Source organism: uncultured Salinicola sp. (genome assembly GCF_937921195.1).
Classification (GTDB): Bacteria; Pseudomonadota; Gammaproteobacteria; order Pseudomonadales; family Halomonadaceae; genus Salinicola.
In genome coordinates this window covers 1-24,455 of the sequence record NZ_CALFQK010000100.1, presented here as the reverse complement: position 1 = coordinate 24,455, position 24,455 = coordinate 1, and the positions used below count along the sequence as shown (strand labels likewise).

General features: G+C 65.2%; 24 protein-coding genes. 9 read left to right on the top strand and 15 right to left on the bottom strand.

Going from position 1 to position 24,455, the window contains the following annotated elements:
* The 3 genes from Q0602_RS10305 to Q0602_RS10295 all read right to left on the bottom strand — a co-directional run.
* Positions 1-719 (bottom strand): YgcG family protein (locus Q0602_RS10305; RefSeq protein WP_298842553.1); only part of this gene is annotated, 719 nt, incomplete at its 3' end.
* Positions 719-1,342 carry a LemA family protein gene (locus Q0602_RS10300; protein WP_298842550.1) on the bottom strand — a complete coding sequence of 208 codons (624 nt, stop codon included), beginning with the start codon at positions 1,340-1,342 and terminating at the stop codon, positions 719-721. The genes Q0602_RS10305 and Q0602_RS10300, both read right to left, overlap by 1 nt.
* A gap of 127 nt (positions 1,343-1,469) precedes the next feature.
* Positions 1,470-1,937, bottom strand: coding sequence for an HIT family protein (locus Q0602_RS10295; protein WP_298842545.1), 468 nt, complete (start codon positions 1,935-1,937; stop codon positions 1,470-1,472).
* 213 nt (positions 1,938-2,150) lie between these two features.
* Between Q0602_RS10295 and Q0602_RS10290 the strand changes: the two genes are divergently transcribed.
* The gene (locus tag Q0602_RS10290; RefSeq protein ID WP_298842542.1) at positions 2,151-2,972 is read left to right on the top strand and encodes a transporter substrate-binding domain-containing protein; all 822 of its coding nucleotides are present in this window, start codon (positions 2,151-2,153) and stop codon (positions 2,970-2,972) included.
* A gap of 100 nt (positions 2,973-3,072) precedes the next feature.
* Here Q0602_RS10290 and Q0602_RS10285 read toward each other — a convergent pair whose 3' ends face one another.
* From Q0602_RS10285 to dbpA, 3 genes are all read right to left on the bottom strand, one after another.
* A complete protein-coding gene (locus tag Q0602_RS10285) occupies positions 3,073-4,080 on the bottom strand; it encodes an NAD(P)-dependent alcohol dehydrogenase (protein ID WP_298842539.1) in 1,008 nt (335 codons plus the stop codon).
* Between the two features lie 138 nt (positions 4,081-4,218).
* Positions 4,219-5,079: a PA4780 family RIO1-like protein kinase gene (locus Q0602_RS10280; protein ID WP_298842536.1), complete on the bottom strand. Its 861-nt coding sequence runs from the start codon at positions 5,077-5,079 to the stop codon at positions 4,219-4,221.
* A 32-nt stretch (positions 5,080-5,111) separates the two neighbouring features.
* Entirely contained in the window at positions 5,112-6,536 is a 1,425-nt protein-coding gene (gene dbpA, locus Q0602_RS10275; RefSeq protein WP_298842556.1) for an ATP-dependent RNA helicase DbpA, read from the bottom strand.
* Positions 6,537-6,789: 253 nt separating this feature from the next.
* Between dbpA and Q0602_RS10270 the strand changes: the two genes are divergently transcribed.
* A complete protein-coding gene (locus Q0602_RS10270) occupies positions 6,790-7,518 on the top strand; it encodes a YebC/PmpR family DNA-binding transcriptional regulator (RefSeq protein WP_298842533.1) in 729 nt (242 codons plus the stop codon).
* Between the two features lie 92 nt (positions 7,519-7,610).
* Here Q0602_RS10270 and Q0602_RS10265 read toward each other — a convergent pair whose 3' ends face one another.
* Complete coding sequence (locus Q0602_RS10265) at positions 7,611-8,201, bottom strand: lipid-binding SYLF domain-containing protein (protein ID WP_298842530.1); 591 nt, start codon at positions 8,199-8,201, stop codon at positions 7,611-7,613.
* Between the two features lie 240 nt (positions 8,202-8,441).
* On the opposite strand from Q0602_RS10265, the gene Q0602_RS10260 reads away from it, so the two are divergent.
* From Q0602_RS10260 to Q0602_RS10245, 4 genes are all read left to right on the top strand, one after another.
* Complete coding sequence (locus Q0602_RS10260) at positions 8,442-9,443, top strand: ABC transporter ATP-binding protein (RefSeq protein ID WP_295036314.1); 1,002 nt, start codon at positions 8,442-8,444, stop codon at positions 9,441-9,443.
* Entirely contained in the window at positions 9,440-10,201 is a 762-nt protein-coding gene (locus Q0602_RS10255; RefSeq protein WP_295036313.1) for an ABC transporter permease, read from the top strand. Before Q0602_RS10260 ends, Q0602_RS10255 begins: the two co-directional genes overlap by 4 nt.
* Positions 10,202-10,290: 89 nt before the next feature.
* Entirely contained in the window at positions 10,291-11,322 is a 1,032-nt protein-coding gene (locus tag Q0602_RS10250; RefSeq protein WP_298842526.1) for a nucleoid-associated protein, read from the top strand.
* A gap of 285 nt (positions 11,323-11,607) precedes the next feature.
* A complete protein-coding gene (locus Q0602_RS10245; RefSeq protein WP_298842523.1) occupies positions 11,608-13,230 on the top strand; it encodes a methyl-accepting chemotaxis protein in 1,623 nt (540 codons plus the stop codon).
* A gap of 81 nt (positions 13,231-13,311) precedes the next feature.
* Here Q0602_RS10245 and Q0602_RS10240 read toward each other — a convergent pair whose 3' ends face one another.
* Complete coding sequence (locus Q0602_RS10240; RefSeq protein WP_295036309.1) at positions 13,312-14,775, bottom strand: catalase; 1,464 nt, start codon at positions 14,773-14,775, stop codon at positions 13,312-13,314.
* Between the two features lie 499 nt (positions 14,776-15,274).
* Between Q0602_RS10240 and Q0602_RS10235 the strand changes: the two genes are divergently transcribed.
* A complete protein-coding gene (locus Q0602_RS10235; RefSeq protein WP_298842520.1) occupies positions 15,275-15,427 on the top strand; it encodes a hypothetical protein in 153 nt (50 codons plus the stop codon).
* A 13-nt stretch (positions 15,428-15,440) separates the two neighbouring features.
* Here the strand turns inward: Q0602_RS10235 and Q0602_RS10230 are convergent, their stop codons facing one another.
* Complete coding sequence (locus Q0602_RS10230; protein ID WP_298842517.1) at positions 15,441-16,394, bottom strand: AraC family transcriptional regulator; 954 nt, start codon at positions 16,392-16,394, stop codon at positions 15,441-15,443.
* Between the two features lie 185 nt (positions 16,395-16,579).
* Here Q0602_RS10230 and Q0602_RS10225 point away from each other — a divergent pair, with 185 nt between their 5' ends.
* Positions 16,580-17,647, top strand: coding sequence for an aldo/keto reductase (locus Q0602_RS10225; RefSeq protein ID WP_298842514.1), 1,068 nt, complete (start codon positions 16,580-16,582; stop codon positions 17,645-17,647).
* 50 nt (positions 17,648-17,697) lie between these two features.
* On the opposite strand, the gene Q0602_RS10220 is transcribed toward Q0602_RS10225, so the two are convergent.
* The gene (locus Q0602_RS10220; RefSeq protein ID WP_298842511.1) at positions 17,698-18,102 is read right to left on the bottom strand and encodes a transcriptional regulator; all 405 of its coding nucleotides are present in this window, start codon (positions 18,100-18,102) and stop codon (positions 17,698-17,700) included.
* Positions 18,103-18,456: 354 nt separating this feature from the next.
* Here Q0602_RS10220 and Q0602_RS10215 point away from each other — a divergent pair, with 354 nt between their 5' ends.
* Positions 18,457-18,603: a hypothetical protein gene (locus Q0602_RS10215; RefSeq protein ID WP_298842508.1), complete on the top strand. Its 147-nt coding sequence runs from the start codon at positions 18,457-18,459 to the stop codon at positions 18,601-18,603.
* 36 nt (positions 18,604-18,639) lie between these two features.
* Here the strand turns inward: Q0602_RS10215 and Q0602_RS10210 are convergent, their stop codons facing one another.
* The 5 genes from Q0602_RS10210 to Q0602_RS10190 form a co-directional block, all read right to left on the bottom strand.
* Positions 18,640-19,536: a putative RNA methyltransferase gene (locus Q0602_RS10210; protein WP_298842505.1), complete on the bottom strand. Its 897-nt coding sequence runs from the start codon at positions 19,534-19,536 to the stop codon at positions 18,640-18,642.
* Positions 19,537-19,601: 65 nt separating this feature from the next.
* A complete protein-coding gene (gene solA / locus Q0602_RS10205; protein WP_298842502.1) occupies positions 19,602-20,750 on the bottom strand; it encodes an N-methyl-L-tryptophan oxidase in 1,149 nt (382 codons plus the stop codon).
* A gap of 28 nt (positions 20,751-20,778) precedes the next feature.
* Entirely contained in the window at positions 20,779-22,026 is a 1,248-nt protein-coding gene (locus tag Q0602_RS10200; RefSeq protein WP_298842500.1) for a dicarboxylate/amino acid:cation symporter, read from the bottom strand.
* Between the two features lie 116 nt (positions 22,027-22,142).
* Positions 22,143-22,997 carry a glutathione-dependent disulfide-bond oxidoreductase gene (gene yghU, locus Q0602_RS10195; protein ID WP_298842497.1) on the bottom strand — a complete coding sequence of 285 codons (855 nt, stop codon included), beginning with the start codon at positions 22,995-22,997 and terminating at the stop codon, positions 22,143-22,145.
* 133 nt (positions 22,998-23,130) lie between these two features.
* The coding region (locus tag Q0602_RS10190; protein ID WP_298842494.1) for a sigma 54-interacting transcriptional regulator at positions 23,131-24,455 on the bottom strand (1,325 nt) is incomplete at its 5' end.

Sequence of the window (24,455 nt, the reverse complement as noted above, 5' to 3'; positions counted from 1 at the left end):
CCGGAACCGCCGAGAGCGCCGCCCAGCAGCACGCCGCCCATGGCGCCTCCGCGCCGACGCCGTCTGCCGCCGCGTCCACCCCCGCCGCCGCCGCCACTGCGGACGATCAGCATGACGATCATGAACAGCGCGAAGAACCAGAACCCGGCACCGCCCAGGTGACGGGATTCCTGCTGGGCGGGCTGTTGCGGCGGAGCCGTCTCGGCCTGGGCATCGCCCCCGAGCGCGGTGATCATCGCCTGGACGCCACCCGTGATCCCGCCGGCGTAATCCCCCTCGCGGAACGCCGGGGTGATGGTCTGGTTGATGATCGCGGAGGTCCGAGCGTCGGTCAGCCGGCCCTCCAGGCCATAGCCCACCTCGATCCGCACGGCGCGTTCGTCCACGGCGACGATCAGCAGTGCGCCGTTATCCTCGCCCTGCTGGCCGATGCCCCAGTGGCGGCCGAGCTGGTAGCCGTAATCCTCGATGGCCTCTCCCTGAAGGTCCGGCAGCGTCACCACGACGAGCTGCTCGCCGGTCGCCTCCTCGTGGGCCGCCAGCATGCCGGTCAGTTGGGATCGGGTCGAAGCGTCGAGCAGATCGGCGTTGTCGACCACGCGCCCGGTCAATTCGGGAAAGTCCGGGGCCGCCTGGGCGAACAACGCGAAGGCCAGTAGCCAGAGGCCCAGCGTCAGCGAAATGGCGCGCGTGTACGTTCGCCGCGTCGGACAGCGCATCAGAACTCCACCTTGGGCGCCTGGTCGGCGTTCTCCGTGGTGGCCTCGAAGTTCTCGCGAATCGGCATATCGCTGTAGAGCACGCTATGCCAGATCTTGCCCGGGAAGGTCCGGATTTCGGTGTTGTACGCCTCCACCGCCTGGATGAAATCGCGACGTGCCACCGCGATCCGATTCTCGGTGCCTTCCAGTTGCGACTGCAGCGCCAGGAAGTTCTGGTTCGACTTCAGGTCGGGATAGCGCTCGGAAACCGCCATCAGCCGACTCAGCGCGCCCGTCAGCTGGCTCTGGGCCTGCTGGAACTGCTGCAGTTGCTGGGGATCGTTCAGCGTATCGGCGTCGACCTGGATCGAGGTCGCCTTGGCGCGCGCTTCGACGACGGCCGTCAGCGTCTCCCGCTCCTGGCTGGCGAAGCCTTTCACCGTCTCCACCAGGTTGGGCACCAGATCCGCACGGCGCTGGTACTGGTTCTCGACCTGGGACCAGGCCGACTTCACCTTCTCGTCCAGCGTCGGAATGTTGTTGATGCCGCAGCCGGAGAGCGACAGCATCAATACCAGCAGCAACAGCCACCGCCACGGTTGACGGGCGGCGACGGGCAAGGCGGTCACAGGTGTCTGCATGAAGAGTTCCCGATTGGAGAAGATTGGAAATCGAAGCCACGGGGGTTCCCGAATGCTCGGGGGCCCAGGCGGCGATAACGCCAAGTTACAGGTTGGCCGGCGCCATGGGAAGGCGGCTCCCCGCCGCTCACTCCGCATCGCCGGTGGCCCGGATCCGGGCGGCAAGCGCTGCCAGCCCGGCATCGTCCGCACGCCGGTAGTCATGGGAGGAGAGATAGCCTTCGTAGACATCGAAGTACTTGTCGACCCTGGACTCGATCGGTTTGAACGCGGCGTCGTCCCCCGTGCCATGCATGGGGAACAGCTTGGCGTGCAGGTGGTCGACGCCGTAGCCCTCGAAGAACATGCCGCAGCGGGCCACGCCCTCCAGCGCCCGATCCAGGCGCCTGGCCACCTGCTTGGTGGCGACGATCAACTGGCGCAGGACCTCGTCATCGCGGTCGAAGGCGTAGCTGGGGTGGTGCGCCTTGGGGATCACCACCGAAAAGCCCTCGGTATTGGGGAAGATGGAGAGAAAAGCCAGGTGCGATTCGTCTTCCCAGATACGGTGGGCCGGCGCACGACCGGCGACGATGTCGCAAAAGATGCAGCTCATGAGGGTCCCCTCTCTTATCGAACTGATGACCGATGGCTGGCCCTTCATTAGCCACGGTCGATCATGAAGCGTCAATCGATCCCTCCAAGCGAAGCCTTTCGCATCGCCATGGCGTGTCGATCCCGGCTCGCTCCCTGGCCTTCGTCAGCACCCTGCGCGATCATCAGGCGGTGTATCGATCACAACAACATGGACAACACCAAGGATCCTATCGTGACACAACCTTTCAACCAGCGACTCACCCTCTCCCTCGTCGCCGTGGCGATCGGGCTCGGCCTGGCTTCCACCGTTCAGGCTGCCGCTCCGCAGCACGTTCGCATCGCCGTCGATGTGCCCTACCCGCCGTTCGAGTATCGCAACGCTGCCGGTGAGCTGGAGGGGTTCGAGATCGATCTGGGCAACACCCTGTGCCAGCGCGCCAAGCTCGACTGCGAATGGGTGGTTCAGGGCTGGGACGGCATCATCCCCGGCCTGCTCTCGCGCAAGTACGACGCCATCATGTCGTCGATGCGAATCACCCCGGCGCGGGAGCGTCAGGTGCTGTTCACGCGACCCTATGCGATGTCGCCCAAGGTGTGGGTCGCCCGTCGGGGCGAGACGATCGATCTCGATGACCCCGCCTCGCTCAAGGGGTTGTCGGTCGGCGTGCAGCGCGGCACCACCCAGGACAGCTACATCACCCAGCAATACGCCGGCACGCTCGACATTCAGCGCTACGCCACGGCGGCAGACGTCGCACTGGACCTGGAGTCGCAGCGGCTCGATCTGGCTTTCCTCAACTATCCCGTGGCGCTGGATTCACTGGAGATCGGCAATCCCGACAGCCAGTTCGTCCAGGTGGGCCCGCGCATCGACCGGCCGGAGTCGATCTTCGGCAAGGGCAACGCCGTCGCCGTGCGCCCTCGCGACAAGGAGCTGGCCGAAGCCTTCAACCAGGCGCTGGACAGCGTCTACGCCGACGGCACGTTCGAAACCCTGATGCACCAGTATTTCGACTACGACCTGCGCCCCGCTTCCCGCAAGACGGATAGCTGACAGCGATCGGAAGGTGTGAAAAAGCGCCGCCGGACAGTCGTCTGTCCGGCGGCGCTGGCGGTTTGCCTCAGGTGTCCGCACCAGTGGCTGGTGCTATAGATCAGAACTCCAGGCAGATCTTGCCGAAGTGCTTGCCGGATTCCTGGTGGCGGAAGGCATCGGCAATTCGATCCAGCGCGAACGAGCAGTCGATGACCGGCTTGATCCCGGTGGTCTCGAGGGCGCGAATCATCTCGAACTGGTGCTGACGGCTACCCACGATCAGCCCCTGTAGCCGGGCCTGCTTCGCCATCAGCTTGGAGGTCGGGATATCGCCGCCGCGTCCGGTTAACACGCCGATCAGCGAGATATGCCCGCCAATGGCAACGGCATCGATGGATTGCGGCAAGGTGCCCGGGCCGCCGACTTCGATGACGTGATCGGCGCCGCGGCCATCGGTCAGCGCCTGGACTCTCTTGCCCCACTCCGGCTCTTCGCGGTAGTTGATGGTGTTATCGGCACCCAGCGCCTCGAGCCGAGCGATCTTCTCCTCGTTGGACGACGTCGAGATGACCCTCGCCCCCATCGCCTTGGCCAGTTGCAGCGCAAAGATCGAGACACCGCCGGTCCCCAGCGTGAGCACGGTATCGCCGGCCTTGAGGCCGCCATCGACCACCAGTGCGCGCCAGGCCGTGAGGCCGGCCGTGGTCAGCGTGGACGCTTCGGCATGGGTATAACCCTCGGGAGCCTGGGTGAACCAGTGGGCGGGCCGTACCACCTGCTCGCGGGCGTAGCCATCGACGCCGTCGCCCGGCACCGTCTTGAAGTCGGCCACGCGCGCCGGGCCATCGAGCCAGTGAGGGAAGAAGGTCGAGACGACGTGATCGCCGGTGGCGAACTCCGTGACGCCCTTGCCCACGGCTTCGACCACGCCCGCGCCGTCGGCCATGGGGATGCGACCTTCCTCGGTCGGGGATTTCCCGCTGGCGACGATATAGTCGTGGAAGTTGAGCGAACTGGCGTGAAGGCGGACGCGGATCTCTCCCGGTCCCGGCTCTCCCGGTCCTTCGACCTCGTGCAGTTTGAGCTGGTCCAGGCCTCCGGGAGACTTGAGGTTGATGACTTGCATGGGGCACTCCTTGAACGCGACGACCTCGAAAGATCGCCTGATGGTGTGCTCAGAGTGTAGACGCTCTCCTCCGGCACCGATCAAGCCGTGCCGACAACGTCACGCTTTCTACCGGCATGACAGCTGTCTCGTCGCCCGCTACCACGCCTGCTCGTCGTCATCCTGCTCGCGCGCCTGCCGCTCTGCGGCTTCCTCGCGGGCGGCGTCGATCACCTGCATGACATCGCTGACGTCGACGAGGGTCGCATCCGGCACGAACCGCCCCGTGAGCCGAACCTCGGGGTGGAGCTCGCCCGCCTCGTAGAGCGCCCAGATCTCCTTGCCGTAGTCGGTCTTCAACAGCGCCGGCGCGAAACGACCGAAGTAGCTGCGCAGGTTGTCGACGTCGCGCACCAGCATCCAGGGCGCGTTGTTGTTGCCGGCCGCATCCACCGCCTGGGGCAGGTCGATGATCACCGGCCCCTCGGCGCCGACCAGGATGTTGAACTCCGACAGGTCGCCGTGGATCAGACCCGCGCACAGCATCTGGACGACTTCGCCGATCAGGCGCTGGTGATACTCGAGCGCCAGCTCCGGCGTCAGTTCGACGTCATCGAGGCGCGGCGCGACGTCGCCATCGGCATCGACGATCATCTCCATCAGCAGCACGCCATCGACGAAGCCGTAGGGCGTCGGTACCCGCACGCCCGCCTCGGCGAGGCGGTAGAGCGCGTCGACTTCCGCATTCAACCAGGCCGACTCCTGCTCGCGCTGACCGTAGCGGGTCTTCTTCGACATCGCCCGCGCGCGGCGGCTGTTGCGCACCTTGCGGCCTTCCTGATAGGCCACCGCCTGCTTGAAGCTGCGCTGCTTGGCTTCCTTGAACACCTTGGCACAGCGCAGCTCGTCACCGCAGCGGACCACGAAAACCTGGGCCTCCTTGCCACTCATCAGTTGACTGACGACCTCGTCCACCAGGCCATCCTCGACCAACGGCTGCAATCGCTTGGGTACTTTCATGCTTTCGCTATCCTCACAGGTCCTCGCTATCCTCAGCGTCCGATTCGGCGCACCCGGCAGCTGCGCCCTTTTAATTTTCCGGCGCTCAACGTCGTCAGCGCCTGCTTGGCGATGCCGCGCTCGACCGCGACGTAAGCGCTGCGATCGAGCACCTTGATCCTGCCCACCTGGTCGCCTTCGATGGCATCGTCGCCGTTGGTCAAGGCCCCCAGCACGTCGCCCGGGCGGATCTTCTGCTTCTTGCCGGCATCGATCTGGAGCGTCGCCATGCGCGGTTGGAACGGTTGCTGTCCGGTGTCGGCGCGGCCGGGCAACGGCTCCACCGGCAGGCGCTCGCCCAGGAACGCCTCGAGACGCCCGAGCCGATACGCCTCGCTCTCGGTCAACAGCGTGCAGGCCACGCCGCGCGCGCCGGCACGCCCCGTTCGACCGATCCGATGCACGTGCACCTCGAGTTCACGGGCGATCTGGTAATTGAATACCGCATCCAGCGCGTCGATATCCAATCCGCGCGCCGCCACGTCGGTGGCGACCAGCACCGACAGGCTCTTGTTGGCGAAACGGATCAGCGTCTGGTCGCGATCGCGCTGCTCGAGATCGCCGTGGAGCGCCTCGGCGCTGAATCCCATGGCGACCAGCTCGTCCGCCACCGCCTGGGTCTCGCGCTTGGTGTTGCAGAACACCACGCTGGATTCCGGCCGGTAGTGCAGCAGCAGCTGGCGCAGGGCCGCGAGACGGGCCGGCTCGTCGGCGACCTGGTGGAAATGCTGGCGAATGCTCTGCTCGTCGTGGGTCGAGGCCACTTCGACCGTCACCGGCTCGCGCAGCATGCGCTCGGCGACCGGGCGCACGCTGTCTCCGTAGGTGGCGCTGAACAGCAGCGTCTGGCGTGTCGTCGGCGTGGCCGCGACGATGGCGTCCAGCGCGGCCTGGAAGCCCATGTCGAGCATGCGGTCGGCCTCGTCCAGCACCAGCACGGCGAGCGAGGACAGATCCAGCGACCCCTTGCGCAGATGCTCTTCGATGCGGCCCGGCGTGCCGACGACGACGTGCGCGCCGTGGGAGAGCGAGTTCAACTGCGGGCCCAGCGGTGCGCCGCCGCAGAGCGAGAGTATCTTGACGTTGGCCAGCATGCGGGCCAACCGACGCAGCTCTTCGGCGACCTGATCGGCCAGCTCACGGGTCGGGCACAGCACCAGGGCCTGAACCTGGAACCGCGAGACCTCGAGCGCCGACAGCAGGCCGAGCCCGAAAGCCGCGGTCTTGCCCGAACCGGTCTTGCCCTGGCCGATCACGTCCCTGCCGCGCAGGATCGGCGGCAGGCTGGCGGCCTGGATCGGCGTCATCGCCAGATAGCCCAGCGACGCCAGATTGTCCTGCAGCGTCGACGGCAGCGACAGCGAGGAGAACGCCTCGGGCTGGTGCGTCGCGGATGGGTCACTGTCGCCGCGAGGCATCTGGTGAGGGTCGGTATCGGGCACGGCAGGCGCTCCTGGTCGAGATGAAGGGATCGATGCAGTCAACCGGCGGACGCCTCGGTCTCGCCATGTCATGCTCGGGCGCGGCAGGATAACAGAGCACGGCGAGATTGACGCCGTCTCGTCGCCCGGGGGTGGTCAATTGGCGCGGGAAAGCCCAAATAAACCTGCAACATCGGCGCGATGTTGCGTAAAATCTCGCCCGTCGTTGACAACCTGATAGGTAGTGACAATGGGTAGGGCCTTCCAGAATCGCAAGGAATCCATGGCCAAAACGGCCGATGCCAAGACCAAGGTCTACAGCAAGTATGGCCGCGAAATCTATGTCTGCGCCAAGTCCGGTGGCACCGACCCCTCCGGCAACCTGACGCTGCGCGGGCTGATCGACAAGGCCAAGAAGGACCAGGTCCCCTCGCACGTGATCGACAAGGCGATCGACAAGGCCAAGGGCAGCGGTGGCGAGGACTTCTCGTCGGCACGCTACGAGGGCTTCGGCCCCGGCAACTGCATGGTGATCGTCGAGTGCCTGACCGACAACCCGAACCGGACCTTCGGCGACGTGCGCGGCTGCTTCACCAAGACCAAGAGCAAGATCGGCACCCAGGGCACCGTCAGCCACATGTTCGACCACTGCGCGATCTTCGCTTTCGCCGGAGAAGACGAGGAGGCCGTGCTCGAGGCACTGATGGAAGCCGATGTCGACGTCACCGACATCGAGAGCGAGGAGGGTCGTATCACGGTCTTCGCGCCGCACACCGACTATGCCAAGGCCAAGCAGGCGCTGCTCGATGCCTTCGGCGAACTCGAGTTCGAGGCCGACGAGATCCAGTTCCTGCCGCAGACCCATACGCCGGTCGAAGGCGATGACGTGGCGATGTTCGAGAAGCTCATCGACATGCTGAACGATCTCGACGACGTGCAGAACGTCTACCACAACGCCGAGCTGCCCGAGAGCGCCTGATCCGGCGGGCCCGCCGGCTTTTCAGATCGCCACAAGAAACCCACCTCACGGTGGGTTTCCTGCGCTGGGCTAGTGAAACACTCGGACTCGACTCAGGGGCTGACCTTGGAGATCTTGGCGCCGTTGAGCGAAACGCCGCCCTGGATGCCCTGGTTGTTCATCACGAACGCCACCACTTCCTTGTTGGCCGTGTTGTTGGTGATCTGACCGTTGGCACCGATATCCGCCACCGCGACCCCGGCGCTGGCGCCCACCGACCAGCCGTTGTCGCTGCGCACGCGGTTGAGCGCCTTCTCCGTCATCAACATGTAGACGATGGCCTGGGACTGCGCCCCGGCCTGGAAACCGATCGAGCCGCTGGTGGTGGTGTAGTAGCCCGCCTTGGCGCCGTCGATCAGCAGCGAGCCGTCACCGTGGCTGGCGCCGACGATGAAGCTGGCGCCCAGCACGCCCGGGAATACCAGTACGCCCTCCGCACGCTCGGCCAGGGAGCGGGCCTCCGGCACCGAGCGATAGAGCCGGTCCAGCGTCTGTTGCACGTCCTGATCGAGCTGCTGGCGCTGCGACAGGCGGCTTTCCCGGTCGGAGGTCGTCGTCGTGGTGCAGGCGGACAGCGCCGTGCCGCCGAGGACGGCAGCGAACAACACGATGGCGGTGCGATGGATAAAGGAAGAACGTGGCATGAATGGCCTCCTTGCTGGAACGAGCCCGGCATCTTTCCGACACCGGCCTTCTCTGTAAGATTTTTTATGTTGCCTGTTCGTTATAGACAACTCTGCGCCATTACGCCCGTTCAACGGCCACGGTCAGCCTTCATTCGCGCGCTCCTGGTGGCACCTGCACGATCCCGATCGCTCACGGGTCCAGTCGGCGATCTTTTTCGCCTACAATGATGGCCCCTCACGTCACGATGTATCGCCTTCATGAACCACGAGACGCCCACAGCGCCAGCGCGCAAGACCCAAGCCGAGTCTCCGGTCGCCCGGCCGGCGCCGGTGATCGCCATCTCCGGCCTCTCCAAGCGCTACGACTCCGGTTTCGAAGCGCTGAAACAGATCGACCTGGAGATCCAGCGCGGCGAGATATTTGCGCTGCTGGGCCCCAACGGGGCCGGCAAGACCACCCTGATCAGCATCATCTGCGGGCTGGTCAACGCCACCGGCGGCAGCGTGATGGTCGACGGTCACGACATCGTCACCGACTACCGCGCGGCGCGCGCCAAGATCGGGCTGGTGCCCCAGGAGCTGACCAGCGATGCCTTCGAGACCGTCTGGAACACGGTGCGCTTCAGTCGCGGCCTGTTCGGTAAAGCGCCCAACGACACCCACATCGAGCAGGTGCTCAAGGCGCTGTCGCTGTGGGACAAGCGCAAGAACAAGCTGATCACGCTCTCCGGCGGCATGAAGCGCCGCGTGCTGATCGCCAAGGCCCTGGCGCACGAGCCGGAGATCCTGTTCCTCGACGAGCCCACCGCGGGTGTCGACGTCGAGCTGAGACGCGACATGTGGGAGGTGGTCAGGGAGCTTCGCAACAGCGGCGTGACCATCATCCTGACCACGCACTACATCGAGGAAGCCGAGGAGATGGCCGATCGGATCGGCGTCATCAACGGCGGCGAGATCGTGCTGGTGCGGGAAAAGGCGGCGCTGATGCGCCAGCTCGGCAGCAAGCAGTTGACGCTGCACCTGCAAACGCCGCTGGCCAGCGTGCCGCCGGCGCTGGCCCATCACCCGTTGACGCTGGCCGAAGACGGCAACGTGCTGGTCTACACCTACGATGCCAGCGAGGCCGGCGATAGCGATCACGTCAGCATCAGTGCACTGATCAACGAGATCGAGGACGCCGGAATCCGCTTCAAGGATCTGCATACCAAGCAGAGTTCGCTGGAAGATATTTTCGTCAACCTGGTCAGAGAGCGCTCATGAACCTGCAAGCCGTCCGCTCCATCTATGTCTTCGAAATGGCCCGTGCCGGGCGCACGTTGTTGCAGAGCCTGATCTCTCCGGTCATCTCGACATCGCTCTACTTCGTCGTGTTCGGCGCCGCCATCGGCTCGCGCATCCAGGAGGTCGAGGGCGTCAGTTACGGCGCCTTCATCGTGCCCGGCCTGATCATGCTGATGCTGTTGACACAGAGCGTCTCCAACGCCTCCTTCGGCATCTTCTTCCCCAAGTTCACCGGCACCATCTACGAGGTGCTGTCGGCGCCGATCTCGTACTTCGAGATCGTGCTCGGCTATGTCGGTGCCGCCGCCTCCAAGTCGGCCATTCTGGGGCTGGTGATACTGGGCACGGCCAACTTCTTCGTTGACCTGCACATCCAGCACCCGTTCATGATGATGCTGTTCCTGCTGTTGACCGCCCTCACCTTCAGCCTGCTCGGCTTCATCATCGGGATCTGGGCGGACAGCTTCGAGAAGCTGCAGCTGGTGCCGCTGCTGATCATCACGCCGCTGACCTTCCTCGGCGGCAGCTTCTACTCGATCGATATGCTGCCGCCGATGTGGCAGGCGGTGACGCTGGCCAATCCGGTGGTCTACCTGGTCAGCGGGTTTCGCTGGAGCTTCTACGGCATCAGCGACGTCAGCGTGGTCGCCAGCCTGGTCATGATCGGCGTCTTCCTGGCCGTCAGCCTGGCCGTCATCAGTTGGATCTTCCGCACCGGGTATCGCCTCCGTCCCTGAGCAGGAGGCCCCGGCCCGGACACACCGCCGTCTCTCTTTCGCGGGCCGCCATCCGGCCGCCCGCCCTTTCACGCTTCACGAGCCATCTCATGCCGATACTGCAGACCTGCGCCCATCGCATCGACAAACAGGGCGACGAACATCCCGCCACGCTGACGGGCGGCGAAGCCATGCGCGACACCGCCACGGCAGAGTCGCTGCTGGCGGCGTTCAACTCGAGCTTTCACGGCAAGCCCAAGGCGTGGGGGCACTTCGTCGACGGTACTTCGGAAGAGACCAACGACACCAACGGCGAAACGGCGTCAGCGTCGCGTTTCGCCTACGAGCTGGAGCGCTATCGCAGCGGCGAGATCAACTTCACCGACTTCACCCGGCAGACCACCGAAAGCCTGGCACCGCTGATCGACGCCCATCTCTCGATCGGCGGCCACTGGTGGTTCGTTCACTCCCGCCAGGGGGAGGCGGAGACCCTGACCCTGACGCTGCTCCATCAGCGCGACGGCTATGGCTTCGACCACGATCTCAACGTCGTCCCCGTCCAGCAGCTCAACCTCGGCCAGTTGATGCTGGCGGCACGAATCGACCTGACCCAGTGGCAACGCGGGGAGTCACGCCAGTACATCACCTACGTGCAGGACCGGGGCAACAAGAAACTGGTGGAAGCCTTTCGGCAGTGGCTTGGATGCCAGGAGGGCGTCAATGCCGGGGCCGAGACACGCACCCTGCTCAAGGCGTTCAGCGACTACGTGGAGAGCGAGGACCTGCCCGAGGAAGCCAGCCGGGAGAAGACCGACACGCTGATCGACTATGCCAATGCCCAGGCCAAGCGCGGGGAGCCGATCACGCTGGACGAGCTCTCCGAACTGGTCGACGAGCAGCAACCCAAGGCGTTCTACGACTACATCCGCAATCAGGATTACGGCCTTGCCGCCGAGATCCCGCCGGACAAGCGCACCCTGCAGCAGTTCAAGCGCTTCGCCGGGCGCGCCAGCGGCGTCTCCATCAGTTTCGACTCCCACCTGCTCGGCAACAGCATCGAGTACGACGACGAGCGCGACCGCCTGATCATCAAGCAGGTTCCCGGGCAACTGAAGGATCAGATCAAGCAGCGCGGTCACTGACCGCCACACCGCGCGGCGTCCACCAGACGCCGCCCCTCCCCCTCTTTCTGGCTCTTTTGACGCTCTCTGCCCCTCGTCAAGCCGCGCCGGCACCTCTCGACACGGACCGCCACCCGGCACAGACCGGCACCTCCCGGCAGTCGGATGACACCGAGTCGTCTCCTGCCGTCGTTAAAAATTAAATTTCACTTCAATAAAAGTTGAACCGGGCCGATAAAAAACTAACGACACGCGCTCGCGTGGAAACCTGCGCCGTACCTGAAAGAGATTCTTGGGGGATCGAACATGAGAATTGCGCTCCACAGCGTCAAAGCCCGACTATTCCTGGCGCTGGGCCTGATCATCCTGCTGCTGGTCGTGATCGGCATACAGGGCGTATTGAGCAACCGCCAGACCCAGCAGGCGATGCAATCCATCGTCGGAGAGAATGTTCAGGAAATGATCGAGCTCTCCACGGTGAGGGCAGCCATCGGCGACAATCGCACCATCTTCGCCCGGGTTGGGGCCGGCAATCTCTCCGACGCCCAGCAACAGGAGGTCGAGGCGAACCGCAAGCGCACCGACGACGCCTGGAACCACTACTACCCGGCACTGGTGTCGAGCGATGCGGAGCGGCAGCAGGCCGAACGTTACCAGCAGCAGCTGCAATCGCTTCGCAGCCAGTTGGACAGCGGCAAGGCGAGCGAAGCGCAGGTCAACCAGATCTATGCTGACCTCTACGAGACGGTCACCTCGCTCTATCGAGGGGCACGAGAGGCCACCCTCGCCAGCTACCAGCAGAGCGTCGAGGACTATCAGTTCAGCCGCAACGTGATCATCGGCGCTATCCTTCTCGGCTTGATGGTGGCCATCGCCATCGGCTGGTGGCTCAGTCGCGGCATCCTGAGGCCACTGCGGGAGGCCACGGCATTCACCGAGTCGCTGGCCAAGGGCGATCTCGGCGTGCGCCTGAGTGCCAACTATCGCGACGAGTTCGGTCGCATGCTGGACGCCATGGCGTCGATGCGGGACAAACTGTCGAGCGTGATCGGCGAGGTCGCGCGCAACGCAAGGAACGTCGAATCGATCTCCGCCGAGCTGGCGGCCGGCAACGAGAACCTGAGCCAGCGCACCCAGGAACAGGCCGCCAGCCTGCAGGAGACCGCTGCGGCGCTGGAGCAGATCACCAACACCGTCAAGCAGAACGCCGACAACGCCTCGCAGGCCGACAGCCTCGCCAGCCAGGTCAGCACCCAGGCCAAGCAGGGCGGGGAAGTGGTCAATGAAGCGATCACCGCGATGCAGGAGATCGACGCCTCCAGCAAGCAGATCGCCAACATCATCGGCCTGATCGACGAGATCGCCTTTCAGACCAACCTGCTGGCGCTCAACGCCTCGGTAGAGGCCGCCCGCGCCGGCGAACAGGGACGGGGCTTCGCGGTGGTGGCACAGGAGGTGCGCCAGTTGGCGAGCCGCAGCGCCGACGCCGCCGGCGAGATCAAGCAGCTGGTGTCGGAGAGCGCGCAACGGGTGTCGCGGGGATCGGAGCTGGTCAACCGCTCCGGCGAGACGCTGGCCGGGATCGTCAGCAACGTGGAAAAGGTCACCGACCTGGTCTCGGAGATCGCCGTGGCCAGCCGCGAGCAGTCGACCGGGATTCAGCAGATCAATCTCGCCGTCGGCGAGATGGACAGCGTCACCCAGCAGAATGCGTCGCTGGTCGAGGAGTCCACCGGCGTGACCGGGAACCTGCAGGGCCAGGCCGAGCAGCTGGCGCGCGAGGTCGGGTTCTTCCGTGGCTTCGATGACACCGACCACGCGGCGCCCCCGCGCCCGCGGCAGGCTCCCGCCCTGGCGCCGGCCGCACCGGCAGTGCGCCACGACAACCGCCAGGCGCATCCGGAAACCGAGGAGTGGACCAGCTTCTGACCCCGCAATGATACGACGAGGCCCCACTCACCGACGGTGAGCGGGGCCTCTTGGTCATGCCGTGTCGGCCGGGTGTCGCCGTTACTTGCCGCGATTGGCCTTCACGCCCTCCTCGATGCGTTTGCCGATATTGGCATCGATGTTGTGCCAGTACTCGAACACGCGGGAGAGCACCGGCTCCTCGACCCCGCCGGAGACGTGACCGACCACGTTGTTGACCAGACGGTCGCGGGCGGCATCGTCCATCACCTTGTTGACCAGGTCGTTGGCCTGGCTGAAATCGTCATCCGCCGGACGCAGGGTGTAGGCGGTGCGAACGAATTCGCCATCGGCCTGCCACACCGCATCTTCCGGATAGCGCTCGGGGTCGGCCTTGGAGCCGCCCTTGCTGTTCGGCGCATAGACCGGGTCGCTGGCGTTGTGCATGCGCATCGCGCCACCCTTGCTGTAGCTGTTGACCGGCGACTTGGGCGTGTTGACCGGGATGTGCTTGTAGTTCACCCCCAGACGGGCACGGTGTGCATCGGCATAGGAGATGGAGCGCGCCAGCAGCATCTTGTCCGGCGACAGCCCGGTACCCGGCACCATGTTGTTGGGTTCGAAGGCGGCCTGCTCGATCTGGGTATGGAAATCCTCCGGATTGCGATCCAGCGTCATCCTGCCCACTTCCATCAGCGGGTAGTCGCCGTGCGGCCACACCTTGGTCAGGTCGAAGGGGTTGAGGCGATAGGTCTTGGCATCCTCGAACGGCATGATCTGCACGTGCAGCGTCCAGGTCGGATAATCGCCGCGCTTGATCGCCTCGAACAGGTCGCGGCGATGGTAGTCGGCATCGCTGCCGGCCATCTGGTCGGCCTGCTCCTGGGTCATGCACTTGATGCCCTGATCGGTCTTGAAGTGATACTTGACCCAGAAACGTTCGCTCTGGGCGTTGACCCACATGTAGGTGTGGCTGGAGTAGCCGTTCATGTGGCGCCAAGTGGCAGGGACGCCACGATCACCCATCAGCCAGGTCACCTGGTGCGCGGATTCCGGCGCCATGGTCCAGAAGTCCCACTGCATGTCGTGGTCGCGCAGGCCGTTGTCGGCCCGGCGCTTCTGGGAGTGGATGAAGTGCTGGAACTTCATCGGATCGCGTACGAAGAAGACGGGCGTGTTGTTGCCCACCATGTCGAAGTTGCCTTCTTCGGTGTAGAACTTCAGGGCGAAGCCGCGCGGGTCGCGCCAGGTATCCGGGCTACCCGATTCGCCGGCCACCGTCGAGAATCGCGCGACCATCTCGGTCTTCTTGCCCGGCTGCAGGAACTTCGCCTTGGTGTATTTGCTGACATCGTGAGTGACTTCGAAATGACCGAAAGCCCCGCCCCCCTTCGCGTGCGGCTGGCGGTCCGGGATCATCTCGCGGTTGAAAGCCGCCATCTGCTCCATCAAATAGTGGTCGTGAAGCACGATCGGGCCATCGGGGCCTACGGACAGTGCATTTTCTTCACTCGCTACGGGGATGCCGGCATCCGTCGTCGTCGGTTTTCGGTTGTCGCTGGTCACGGTGATCTCTCCCTAATTCAACGCCGCAAGACGATGATCGCCTTGCGCTGGTACCCCTTGGCGATGCCCTTCGTGGGCGGACGCGACGAGTCAAATGCCCCATGGCCGTGATGACTCGGATGTCAGGTTCGCGACGCGATCGCCCGAATTCTGCCCGCCTCAGCCGCTCGCGACTCGAGCGCGTGGATCCGGCCCGAGCAGAAGGGCTTCCCGATACGGGCGCACCACAACTTATAGAGTGAACCCTTGGCACTGTCCAACCGCGGGAAACCGACCTTCGGCCAACGGGGCGACGATTGGCCATGGGCTCCCTCCGCCCGATCTCGCCGGTGAAATGCCGAACCCGCTCGCGGCAAGGGCTGCACGATAGTTCGAACCTTTCCCAAGTGAGCTCCTGATAGTCAGGGGCAATACCCGCCATGTTCAAATTTCATGGCGTTTGTCACGGTTGATGCGTCTTTCCATCGGACCGGGCATCGAACGAATTCATTTCTGTTTGATGGATTGTTTGACGCTGTTGTCGACCAGGAACAAGTGCGAGGACCTGCTGCTGATCCTCTTCACCGTGTTGATTCTGACCATCATGGTGGGCGGTACGCTGTGGATACCGTTCAATCTGTATTACTGCATGATGCCGTCGATGATGCCGTGACCCCGGCACTCGGCTAGGGGCGCCAGCGCTGCCTGTCCCGCTGCGGTGGCAGACCGAAACAGCGCCGATATTCGCGGCTGAACTGGGAGGGACTCTCGTAGCCGACACGCTGCGCCACCGCCGTCACCTCGAGGGTTCCGGCGAGCAGCAAGCGCCGCGCCTCCTGCAGGCGCAGCTGCTTCTGGTACTGCAGGGGACTCATCGCCGTGACCGCCTTGAAGTGATGGTGCAGCGACGACACGCTCATATGCACGTTCCCGGCGATGACGGCGACCGGCAGCGGTTCGGCGTAACGCTCGCGCAGCAGGCGGATCGCCGCCGCGATCCGCCGGGTCTGGCTATCCTTCAGCGCGATCTGGCGGAGCCGGGCACCGTGTCCATGGCGAAGCAGGCGATAGGCGATCTCGCGCTTGATCATGGGCGCCAGTACCGGAATGTCCTGCGGCGAATCCAGCAACCGCAGCAGACGCAGCACCGTTTCCAGCAGCGGGGCTTCGAGCCGGTTCACGTAGAGACCCCGCGCCGGCTCGGTGGCCGAGACGGTCGGCAGGTTGTCGTCATGGATCAGCTCGCCGATCAGTTCGACGTCGAGATCCAGGCGCAACCCGAGGTAGGGCGCCTCCCGGCTGGCCCGGGAAACGTCCGCCAGTACCGGCAGGTCGACCGACGAGACCAGGTAATGCATCGGGTCGTACTCGTAGATCTCCTGCCCGATCGAGAGCCGCTTGGCGCCCTGGGCGATCACGCTGAACACCGGATCGTGTACCACGTACTGCGGCGGCCGGGGCGCGCTCAGCCGATGGATCGACAACCCGGGTATGGCGCTCGGCAACTTGCCCTCGCGACCCAGCGTCAGACGATCGAGCAACTCGACCAGTTCCTGGCGGTAACCCACGAGCGCCCTGTCGTCCCCGCCCGCCAACCCGTATCCGGACAGCGGCGTCACCGCATCGACTCGTTGATTCATGATTGCGATATCTCTCCCCACGAGAGATCCAGCCTATCCCAACCCGCCTCCGAAAGGCACTCGAGGAGCTGCCTCTGGCAGTTTTGGGCAAAGATCCGATCGGATCGAGCCAGTCTCGTTGCCCCCTGTCGACCATACTCGATTCTCTGTCGTCCCTTCCCTCATCGACAACGAGGAGTACCACCATGCGCTACCGCAATCTGGGCAATACCGGCCTGTTCGTCTCCGAGCTCTGCCTGGGCACCATGACCTTCGGCGGCAACGGCGAGATGTGGAGCCAGATCGGCAATCTGCAGCAGGCGGATGCCGACAAGCTGGTCGGCCGGGCTCTCGACGCCGGCATCAATTTCATCGACACGGCCGACGTCTACTCCCAGGGCCAGTCCGAAGTCATCACCGGCCAGGCGCTCAGGAATCTCGGCGTTGCGCGCGACGACGTCGTCGTCGCCACCAAGGTCTTCGGCCCCACCGGCACCGACGATCCCTACCGCTCCAACGGGGTCAACAATCGCGGCGCTTCGCGCTACCACATCATGGAGGGCGTCAAGGCGAGCCTGAAGCGTCTGCAGCTCGACCACATCGATCTCTACCAGATCCACGGCTTCGACCCCGCGACGCCGATCGAGGAGACCGTACGCGCGCTGCACACGCTGGTCGAGCACGGCCACGTACGCTACGTCGGCGTCTCCAACTGGGCGGCCTGGCAGATCATGAAGGCGCTGGGCATCGCCCGGCAGAACGGCTGGCACCGGTTCGAATCGCTACAGGCCTACTACACCCTGGCCGGGCGCGACCTCGAACGCGAGATCGTCCCGCTGCTGGAGAGCGAAAAGCTGGGGCTGATGGTCTGGAGCCCGCTGGCCGGCGGGCTGCTCAGCGGCAAGTACAAGCGGGACGGAGAAGCACAGGCCGGTGACCGGCGCGCCACCTTCGACTTCCCGCCGGTGGACCGGGAGCGCGGCTTCGACTGCATCGACACCATGCGCGAGATCGCCGAGGCCAAGGGCGTTTCGGTTGCCCGGATCGCGCTGGCCTGGCTCCTGCATCAGAGGGCCGTGACCAGCGTCATCGTCGGCGCCAAGCGCCTCGACCAGCTCGACGACAACATCGCCGCCACCGAGGTGCGTCTCGACAAGGACGAACTGGCCCGCCTCGACCAGGTCAGCGCGCTGCCGCCGGAGTATCCGGGCTGGATGCTGGATCGCCAGGGCGACTATCGCCGCGGGCAGTTGGCGGAGTCACGGCAGCGGTAACGGGCCGCTGCGACGGAGCGCGATCCGATCGGCTCCGTCGCCGGCGCATGTCAGGACGAGCCTTCGGCATCCTCCGGCTGCAGGCCGTTTGCCCTGGCGAACGTCAGCACCACTTGCCGCAGGATCTTGCGCTGCGCCTCGTCGAGCCCCCGGTAGATCCGCAGGATCTCGTCCTCCTCCCCTCCCACGGGTATGGCCCAGGTCGCCTGCATCGTGCCGGGAACGTGTAACGGCCGTTCGCCGTAACGCAGGACCTGCGGTTCGATGCCCAGCCAACCGGCCAACACCTGCAGCTTGTCCTGCGAGGGTATCGAATCGCCTCGTAACCACCGCCGCACCCCCTGGAAGGTGACTGGCGCCCCCCAGTAGCGCAGGTTGAACTCACGCTCGAGTACCGAAGGGCGGGGTTCGTATCCAGCGGCGGTCAGCGCCGCTTTGAGGCGGAGCGAAAACAAACTCTTTTCATCCATTGAATCAATTTGAACTAATAGTTCAATTTAAGTTGAACCAGCGTTCAAACTTATATTGAATTATTAATTCAAACCCTTGTCAGGTTGCGAGAATCGACCACGGCGCTGGGCCATGAATCACTGTTGGAACGGATGCCCGCAGGCATCACGACTTCGCCACCCCTCCCCAGCTCGCCGCGCCTCCCCATTGACGCTGCCATGCCGGCGTACCGGTACGGGATCCGATGGTTTCGATCTGGGCGCGTCGTGCCTGGCGCGCGCACCAATCGCCTCGTCAACCCTGGATTTCGGCATGCTCCCTGTCCTCGCCGGCCAGGTCGAGGGCAAGATCGACGGGGCGTGGCGGAAGGGGTCGAGAATGGCGCGATCGAGGCACGCCCCGAGACCCTCGGCTGCGATCAGGGGCAAGGCTTCTACTACAGCCCCGCCCTCCCCTTCGAGGAAGCGATGGCGTGGGCCGATGCCGGTTCGAAACGGCGATACTGAGTTGCCGTTGGCGGCACGCCCCCGAGGCCTTCGGGATCACCCGCCCCGGGCACCGCTGTCGGCGAGCCGAACGAATGGCGTCAGCCGGACATCGATGGTCACGGTGAGCAAATCCAGGGCTGCCGCCCGTTCCCGGCCTTCGGCACTGGCGCGGTGGAAATGCGGCGTCATCATCAGAAGATCGGCGATCGCCTGCGGCTCGCTCAGCGTCAGCGGGAAACGGATCGTCTCGACATCCCGCCGGGCCAGTCCATCGGGCGTCGTTCGAGAAGGTTCGCGCTCCGGCTTCAGGCTGGGATAGATGACCTCGCGCAACTCTCTCAGATGGTCCGGCCCGACATCGGCCTGTATCAATACCCCGCCCGGCTCGAGCACGCGCACGAACTCCGGATAGACCGCGAAACCGAACAGGCACAGCACGCAGTCCAGCGCGCCGTCCTGCACCGGAAGCTTGGCATTGCTCGCCACCACCCAGTTACTACCCTCTCCCTCCCGATCACGCGAAACCGCATGCTCCTGTCTGGCGGCGGACAGCACCGCCCACTTGGAGATATCCAGCCCCAGCAACGACAATGCCGTCTCCCGCTTGCTCGCCGCCTCGGCCAGTCGACGCAGGTAGTAGCCTTCCCCGCAGCCGGCGTCGAGACAGCGAAGCTGGCCGTTCCCCGGTCGTGCCGAAAGCGCGGCGCGGGCGACAGCGTCGGCCACCGGCGCATAGTGACCGGCATTCAGGAAGCGTTGCCGCGCGGCAACCATCGCCTTGCTGTCGCCGGGGTCGCGCGAGCGCTTGTGCTGGACCGGCAACAGGTGGGTATAACCCTGGCGCGCCACATCGAAGCTATGGCCGGCATCGCAGCGCCAGGCCCGACCCTGACGCTGCATCGGCTTGCCGTCCAGCGGACACGCCAGCGCGGAGAAAGGAGTGGAAGACATATCGCTACCGCTTGCTCGTGGAGCCCGCCAGTCTACCCGACATCCCATTCGATGAGGGCGGGCCGTCAGGCTGAAAGACGCGCCAGGCCGAATCCTGCCAGCGCGGATGCGGCCTCTCCCGTCACCAGCCATTGCCCCAGCGACTCGCCCAAGGCACTGGCGAACTTGAAGCCGTGGCCGGAGAAGCCGCCGGCGACGATCAGCCCGGGGAGCGGTTCATCGATCAGGAAATGCTCGTCCGGCGTGCGGATGTACTGGCAGACCGCACCGCGATGCAACGCCCCGACGCCTGGAAGATAGCGGTCGATCACCCGCCGCAGCTCGACCAGGTCATCGGGGTGATCGCCGAACGGCGCCATCGGCTCGCCTGGGTCCAACGGCTGGCCGCTGTCATGGCGACCGATCTTGAAGCCGGCACCGTCGATATCGGGGAAACCGTAATAGATGCCCAGTTCGTCATCGGTCAGGCTGAATCCCGGGAAGCGCTGGGGCAGATAGCGGCTGTCCGCCTTGAACCAGGCGAAGGTCTTGCGCACCCGGGTCAGCGGCAGCTCGATACCCAGCGGCGCCAGCAGAGGCGCCAGGTGCTGACCGGTCGACGCCAGTACCCGGTCGGCGACAAAACGCCGGCCATCGTCACAACCGGCCTCGAACCGCCCATCGTCCCTATGCCGAATGCGCGTTATCGCCGTACCCGTCGTCAGCGTCACGCCGGGGCTGCAAGCCACCCGCCGCCGCCAGCAGTCGATGATGCGCTCGACCCGCAACACGCCGGCGCGCGACTCGAAGCCCCCGCGCATCGAATCATCCAGCTGCCACCCCGGCCAGCGCTCGGTGGCCGCCACGCCGTCCATCTCGTCCAGCGGCAGATCGTATCGTCGGGCACTGGCTTCGACCTGCCGAATGAACGGCGCCGATGCCGGGCCAAGGTTGAGCACCCCCGTCGGAACGAACAGCGACTCGCCAGTGTCCCGCTCCAGTTCCCGCCAGCGCTTCAGCGCGCGCAGGGCCAGCGGGACATAGCCGCTGCCCTCGCCGTAAGCCAGCCGGATCAGGCGCGTCTCGCCATGATGCGCGCCCTGATCGTGAGGCGGGCTGTGGGCGTCGAGCACCTGGATCGAATCCTCTCCGGCCGAGGCCAGGTAGTCGGCCGTCGCCAGCCCCATGCTGCCGGCACCGATGATCAAGGTCTTGCTGTGAACGGTCTGTGTCATGCGTCGACGAATCCCGGTATTCAATGGCTTACGTGGCGGTCGCTTCGGCGGTGCGCGGGGCGCGCTCGCCTTCACTGCGCGAGATGATGGCGGTACCCGCCAGGTCGCCGGTGACATTGAGGGCAGTGCAGCCCATCCCGACCAGTGCGTCTATCGAGGTCAAGAGCGCCACGGTCTCGATCGGCAATCCGACCTGGGCAAAGACCGTCGCGATCATCACGATGCCGGCACCGGGCACGCCGGCGGTACCGATGGAGGTCAGCGTGCCGATCAGCACGATCTCGACCATGGTCATGAAGTCCAGCGGCATGCCGACGACATTGGCGGCGAACACCGCGGAGATCGCGATGCGGATCGCCGCACCGTCCATGTTGATGGTCGCCCCCAGCGGCAGGCTGAAGCCATAAAGGCTTTGGGAGATGCCCAGGCGCTGGGCGGCATTCAACGTCAGCGGCAGCGTGCCGGTGCTGCTCTGGGTGGCGAAGGCCGTGGCCATCGGCGTGCGTGCCTCGCGGAAGAACGCCTTCAGACGCACCCCGAAGACGCTCATCAACACGCCATAGAGAACGAGGTGTACCGCGAGGGCGAGATAGAGCACCACCACCATACTGCCCAGCGACAGGATGGTATCCATGCCCTGCTTGGCCACGGTGCCGGCGACGATGGCGAACACCCCGATGGGTACGTACTGGAGCACGCCAGACATCACCTTCATGGTCACCGCGTTGAGGCCTTCGATGACCCCATAGAGCTTGTCACCCAGCTCTCGCTGCCCCTCGCCATGGCGCATCTTCAGCAGCGCGATGCCGAACACGAAGGCGGTGAAGATGATCCCCAGCAGATTCGGCTCGGCCAGCGCGCTGACGATGTTGCCCGGCACGATGCTCAGCAGCACGCTGACGATCCCCGGATTCTCCGGCACCTCGACACTGGCGCCGTCGTCCAGTGCCATGCCCGTGCCAGGCGATAGTAACGACGCCACCGCCAGGCCCACCACGATCGCCAGGGCCGAGGTCAACACATAGTAGCCGAACACTTTGCCGCCGATGCGCCCCATCCGGCCGACATCGGCCTGGTTGATGCCCACGATCAACGTGAACAGCACGATCGGCACGATCAGGAACTGCAGCAGACGCAGCAGCAGATCGCCGAGCGGTGCCAGCCAGGCCGCGACGGACTCGCCGCCGATCAGCCCCACCGCCACGCCCAGCACCAGCGCGATGGTGACGCGCAGAATGAGTGAAGAGTCGAGATAGCCTCGAAACAGAGTTTTCATGAATGTGCCTATGACTAGCCGCCGGAGGACGTCGCAAACCGCAGCGGCGTCGATGCCGCATAGCGTAACGCAAAAGCCCGACGCTAGGCCGGGCTCGGTATGGCGAGAACGCGAAATCAGCCGCCGATCTTGTCCTGCGTCTGCGTCTCGAAATCGCTGGCGTCGTGGCGTTCGTGAAGCTGGGTTTCCGGCTCGCCGAAGGTACGGTTGACCATGCGGCCACGCTGCACGGCCGGACGGGCATCGATCTCCCTGGCCCAGCGCTGGACGTTCTCGTAGCTCTCCACGTCCAGAAACTCCGCGGCATCGTAGAGCCGTCCCAGCGCCAGTTGACCGTACCAGGACCAGGTGGCGATATCGGCGATGGTGTACTCGTCACCCGCCAGGTAGCGCGACTCGGCCAGGCGACGGTCGAGCACGTCGAGCTGACGCTTGGCTTCCATGGTAAAGCGATCGATGGCGTATTCGATCTTCTCCGGTGCATAGGCGTAGAAGTGGCCGAAACCGCCACCGAGATAGGGCGCGCTGCCCATCTGCCAGAACAGCCAGTTCATCGTCTCGACACGCTGGACCGGATCGCTCGGCAGGAAGGCGCCGAACTTCTCCGCCAGATGCAGCAGGATCGAGCCGGACTCGAACACGCGAATCGGCTTGGCGCCACTGAGATCCATCAGTGCCGGGATCTTGGAGTTCGGGTTGACCTCGACGAAACCGCTGCCGAACTGATCACCGTCGCCGATCTTGATCAGCCAGGCGTCGTACTCGGCGTCCTTGCCCAGTGCCAGCAACTCCTCGAGCATCACGGTGACCTTGACGCCGTTGGGCGTCGCCAGCGAATAGAGCTGGAACGGGTGCTTGCCGACCGGCAGCGCCTCGTCGTGGGTCGGCCCGGCGACAGGACGGTTGATACTGGCGAACTTGCCGCCGCTCTCTTTCGGTTCCCAGACCTTGGGTGGGGTGTAATCGCTCATCACAACTCCGTGACAGGAAGTGGCTGCGACGATGCCGTCCATCGGGCATCGCCATCGTGTGAGGAAAACATAGCGTGTTAAAGGTTGCTCTGCGAGTCCGCGAGCGTGGGCCAGGCGCTATCCATGCGCAAACTCATGAACGCCCGCGCCGGTTGGGCGGGACCAATCCGTGGCGGCGCATGCGCCGGTATAGCGTCGGCCGCGACACGCCCAACTGGCGCGCCACCTGGCTGACGTTCCAACTCGCCTGGTCCAAGGCACGCGCCAGTGACTCGGCCTCGGCCGGCGCGTCGTCGCTGTCATGCCTCAACTGGGTCGTCGTGGGTGTCGCTGATGTCGCAGAGATGGACGGCGCTGCGACCCGATCGGCGCGGCAGCCCTCGGGCAGGTCATGCACGGTAATCGCTTCCCCCTCGCGGGTGGCGAGAGCGAACGCCAGCGCACTCTTGAGCTGGCGCACATTGCCCGGCCAGGGGGCGTCGAGCAGCGCGTTCATGGCGTCACCACGCAGAGGTGCCGAGACGCCCTGCTCGGCGGCCAGGGCGGCGAGCAGACGCTGGATCAGATAGCGGCGGTCGGCGCGCTCGCGCAGGGGCGGCAGCACCAGCTCGGCGCCGTTGAGACGGTAGTAGAGATCCTCGCGGAAGCGGCCCTCGGCGATCAGCGCGGCGAGATCGCGATGGGTGGCGGTGACAACCCGCAGCGCCACCTTGATCGGCCGCTCGGCACCCAGCGGCATCACCTCCTGCTCGGCCAGCACCCGCAATAGACGACTCTGCAGCGCCAGCGGCATGTCGCCGATCTCGTCGAGGAACAGCGTGCCGCCGTCGGCCTGCGGAATCAGGCCGCGCATCCCCTTGGGGTTGCCGCCGGTAAAGGCCCCGGGCAGATAGCCGAACAGCTCGCTCTCGATCAACGACTCGGGAATCGCCGCGCAGTTGACCGCAACGAAGGGGCCCCCGGCGCGGTCACCGCTGGCATGTAGTGCGCGCGCCAGCTCCTCCTTGCCGGTGCCGGTCTCGCCTCGGATCAGCACATTGAGCGGCTGCCGGCAGAGCCGCCGGGCCAGACTCAACAGCCGCTGCATCGCCGGGTCATCCCCAGCCAGGCGATCCAGCGCCGGCGTCGAGGCGGGCACCACCGGATCGTGGGACGCGGTGACGGCGTCACTCGCCATGTCAGTCACAATGTCCGTCGCGATATCAGTCGCGATGCCACTCGCCATGTCTCTCGTGGTGCCGGTCGCCGCCGCGTTACGCTGCCGCGCACGCCTACCGCGCGGCTCGACCAGCGCAGCGAAGCGGATATCACCGCTGGCACGCAGGCGCAGGGCGCGCAACTGGTCCGGCTCGCAGCGCGGCAACGACAGCAGATCGTCCAGTTCGGCCTCGAACAGCTGGGTCACCTGGGTCGGTGCCGGCGGCGTGCGCTGGACGTGGGCGTCGATCAGCACCCGCC

What these genes read in the sequence shown, in the direction of transcription:
- Q0602_RS10300 (WP_298842550.1), bottom strand. Translation starts at nt 1,342, where the DNA reads ATGCAGACACCTGTGACCGCCTTGCCCGTCGCCGCCCGTCAACCGTGG.
- Q0602_RS10295 (WP_298842545.1), bottom strand. Translation starts at nt 1,937, where the DNA reads ATGAGCTGCATCTTTTGCGACATCGTCGCCGGTCGTGCGCCGGCCCAC.
- Q0602_RS10285 (WP_298842539.1), bottom strand. Translation starts at nt 4,080, where the DNA reads ATGCAAGTCATCAACCTCAAGTCTCCCGGAGGCCTGGACCAGCTCAAA.
- Q0602_RS10280 (WP_298842536.1), bottom strand. Translation starts at nt 5,079, where the DNA reads ATGAAAGTACCCAAGCGATTGCAGCCGTTGGTCGAGGATGGCCTGGTG.
- dbpA (WP_298842556.1), bottom strand. Translation starts at nt 6,536, where the DNA reads ATGCCTCGCGGCGACAGTGACCCATCCGCGACGCACCAGCCCGAGGCG.
- Q0602_RS10270 (WP_298842533.1), top strand. Translation starts at nt 6,790, where the DNA reads ATGGGTAGGGCCTTCCAGAATCGCAAGGAATCCATGGCCAAAACGGCC.
- Q0602_RS10265 (WP_298842530.1), bottom strand. Translation starts at nt 8,201, where the DNA reads ATGCCACGTTCTTCCTTTATCCATCGCACCGCCATCGTGTTGTTCGCT.
- Q0602_RS10260 (WP_295036314.1), top strand. Translation starts at nt 8,442, where the DNA reads ATGAACCACGAGACGCCCACAGCGCCAGCGCGCAAGACCCAAGCCGAG.
- Q0602_RS10255 (WP_295036313.1), top strand. Translation starts at nt 9,440, where the DNA reads ATGAACCTGCAAGCCGTCCGCTCCATCTATGTCTTCGAAATGGCCCGT.
- Q0602_RS10250 (WP_298842526.1), top strand. Translation starts at nt 10,291, where the DNA reads ATGCCGATACTGCAGACCTGCGCCCATCGCATCGACAAACAGGGCGAC.
- Q0602_RS10245 (WP_298842523.1), top strand. Translation starts at nt 11,608, where the DNA reads ATGAGAATTGCGCTCCACAGCGTCAAAGCCCGACTATTCCTGGCGCTG.
- Q0602_RS10235 (WP_298842520.1), top strand. Translation starts at nt 15,275, where the DNA reads ATGGATTGTTTGACGCTGTTGTCGACCAGGAACAAGTGCGAGGACCTG.
- Q0602_RS10230 (WP_298842517.1), bottom strand. Translation starts at nt 16,394, where the DNA reads ATGAATCAACGAGTCGATGCGGTGACGCCGCTGTCCGGATACGGGTTG.
- Q0602_RS10225 (WP_298842514.1), top strand. Translation starts at nt 16,580, where the DNA reads ATGCGCTACCGCAATCTGGGCAATACCGGCCTGTTCGTCTCCGAGCTC.
- Q0602_RS10210 (WP_298842505.1), bottom strand. Translation starts at nt 19,536, where the DNA reads ATGTCTTCCACTCCTTTCTCCGCGCTGGCGTGTCCGCTGGACGGCAAG.
- solA (WP_298842502.1), bottom strand. Translation starts at nt 20,750, where the DNA reads ATGACACAGACCGTTCACAGCAAGACCTTGATCATCGGTGCCGGCAGC.
- Q0602_RS10200 (WP_298842500.1), bottom strand. Translation starts at nt 22,026, where the DNA reads ATGAAAACTCTGTTTCGAGGCTATCTCGACTCTTCACTCATTCTGCGC.
- yghU (WP_298842497.1), bottom strand. Translation starts at nt 22,997, where the DNA reads ATGAGCGATTACACCCCACCCAAGGTCTGGGAACCGAAAGAGAGCGGC.